Consider the following 2,488-nt stretch of genomic DNA (forward strand, 5'->3'; position numbering starts at 1 on the left):
CCCCGACAGGCGTTACCCATGTATCCCGGCTGAACACACGGCGCACCCTACCCGAGCTCCGACCGTAGGGTGCGCTGTGCGCACCGCGTGCCGAAAACGAGTTCGCCTACAGCAGCCCCCGATAGAACGCCAGCTCCGCCTCCAGCGCGTGGGCCAGGTTGGTGGCCTGGCGGAATCCGTGGCGCTCCTCCGGGTAGACATGGCATTCCACCTGCCGGCCAGCGTCCTTCAAGGCGGCAACCATGCTGGCGGTCTGTTCCGGCACCACCACCGCGTCCTGGCCGCCCTGGAAGAAGATCACCGGCGCACCGATTTCTCCCGCTCGCAAAACCGGGGTGCGCTGTCGGTAGCGCTCAGCGTCCTGTTCAGGATCGCCGATCAGCCAGTCCAGATAATCGGCTTCGAACTTGTGAGTCTTCTCGCGCAAAACCAGCGGGTCGCTCACCCCGTAGTAACTGGCGCCGCCGCAAAATGGCGTGTCCCCGACCAACGCCAGGAGCGTGGTGAAACCACCGGCGCTGGAACCCCGAATGAAGGCCCGCTCAGGGTCCACCAGCCCCAGCCCGGCGAGGTGCATCAGCAGCGCCTTGGCGTCTTCCACATCCACTTCGCCCCAGCCGCCGGCCAGTCGTTGTCGATAAGCGCGGCCATAACCGCTGCTGCCCCGGTAATCGAGGTCGGCCACCGCAAAACCGCGCTGGGTCCAGAACTGGATGCGCGGGTCGAACACGGGCTGACAGGCGGAGGTCGGGCCGCCGTGGCAGAACACCAGCAATGGCGGACGCTGGTCTTCCAGGCCGCGATGGGCCGTGTTGCAGGGCGGATAGAAGTAGCCGTAAGCGCACTCCCCGTCCCCCACGGCGAATTGCAACGGTCGGGGCCGAGCGATTTCGTCGGCCGAAAGTTCGGTGCCGCCGCCAGCCAACACCTGCACACTCGCGTCCTTGCGGTCGATGGCCAGCACGGCGCTGGCATTTTCCGGGCCGGCGGCGATGCAGTAGTAATACCCCTCGTCCGCAGCCAACTGCCGAAAGCGACTGTATCCGGTCGCCAGCAACTGGCAGTCGTCGCCGACCAGATCGCTCTGGTCATAGGCCAGCCAACTCCGCAGCCCCGCCTCTGGCAGGTAGCTGCATAACCCCAGTTGCCAAGGGGCCGGGGCGTGATCGGCATGGGCGGCCGGCAAGGGGCGCAGTTGATCGCCCTCCAGCGCCCAGGGCTGCCACCAGCCATTGCGATCGCTCAGGCAGTGCAGGCGCCCCTCGGCATCGAAGCGCGGCTGTTGCAGGGATTCACCGCCATCCGCTCCCGCGAGGATTTTGATCGGTCCCCAGGTATCCCCGTCACGTCGTCGCAGGCAAAGCCGTGTTTCGGTCCAGGGCTGCGCGGGACGGCTCCACTCGATCCAGGCGAGGGTCTTGCCATCCGGACTGAGACGTGGCGCGGCATAGAAATCGGCGCCCTCGACCAGCACCTGACGTTCGCCGTCAGCCAGAGCAATCGCCACCAGCCGATGGGTGCCCTGCTCTTCCTCCACAGCCAGCACACACTGCTCCGCGCTCCAGAGATCGCCGTAGCGGGCATCGGGATTTCGCGTCAGGGCGGCCGGAGCCCCGGAGAAAGGCTGGAGGTAGAGCTGCTGGTCAGCCTCATTGACGAACACCACCCCGCCCGGCACCAGACAGAAGGCACCGCCACCGTATTCGTAGACCCGGCTGCGCAGCGAGAGGCCGTCCGGTGTCAGGCAGCTCGCCTCCCCCGCCTGCCAGCGCCAGAGCGTGGTGCGCCCATCAGCGGGGTCGAACATTGTCCAGAACAGGCCCGCCGAGCTGCAGCGCAGTTCAGCGAAATCGCGGCTGGCGGCGACGGCACGCTCCGCACTCCAAGGGCTGTCCCAGAAGCCGAAGGAACACGTTTCAGGCGCGACAAATGATGTTCGAGGTTCGTTCATTGCGGTAGGTCAGTTGCTCCAGGGTGCGAGGAGCATGCTCCGCTTCCTCCCGGGCCGCCAGTATCTGGCCGTGGTGGCGCGACTTGGCGCAGACCGGGTCGGCGTTGCTGGCGTCACCGGTGAGCAGGAAGGCCTGGCAGCGACAGCCGCCGAAGTCCTTCTCCTTCTCGTCGCAGGAGCGGCACGGCTCGGGCATCCAGTCATAGCCGCGGAAGCGGTTGAAGCCGAAGGACTCGTACCAGATGTGCCGCAGCGAGTGCTCGCGCACATTGGGGAACTGCACCGGCAACTGGCGCGCGCTGTGGCAGGGCAAGGCGGTGCCGTCCGGGGTGATGTCGAGGAACAGGCTGCCCCAGCCGTTCATACAGGCCTTGGGGCGCTCCTCGTAGTAGTCCGGGGTGACGAAGATCAGCTTGCAGGGGTGCTTCTCGGCGGCGAGCTTCGCCCGGTACTCGTTGGTGATGCGCTCGGCGCGCTGCAATTGTTCGCGGGTCGGCAGCAGGCCGGCGCGGTTCAGCTCGGCCCAGCCGTAGAACT

2 protein-coding genes are annotated in these 2,488 nt (G+C 66.7%); both read right to left on the reverse strand.

Features of this window, described 5'->3' with window-relative positions:
• Nucleotides 1-106: 106 nt before the first annotated feature.
• Nucleotides 107-1,951 carry an alpha/beta hydrolase family protein gene (locus MnOB_RS12555; RefSeq protein WP_077524560.1) on the reverse strand — a complete coding sequence of 615 codons (1,845 nt, stop codon included), beginning with the start codon at nucleotides 1,949-1,951 and terminating at the stop codon, nucleotides 107-109.
• A partial coding sequence (locus MnOB_RS12560; protein WP_158713807.1) for an SPASM domain-containing protein occupies nucleotides 1,917-2,488 on the reverse strand: 572 nt, incomplete at its 5' end. The genes MnOB_RS12555 and MnOB_RS12560, both read right to left, overlap by 35 nt.

Origin of the sequence: Metapseudomonas resinovorans, assembly GCF_002003485.1 — a bacterium.
Taxonomy (GTDB): Bacteria; Pseudomonadota; Gammaproteobacteria; order Pseudomonadales; family Pseudomonadaceae; genus Metapseudomonas; species Metapseudomonas resinovorans_D.

Bases quoted from the DNA above. Each gene is read 5' to 3' on its own strand.
- MnOB_RS12555 (WP_077524560.1), bottom strand. From the start codon at position 1,951: ATGAACGAACCTCGAACATCATTTGTCGCGCCTGAAACGTGTTCCTTC.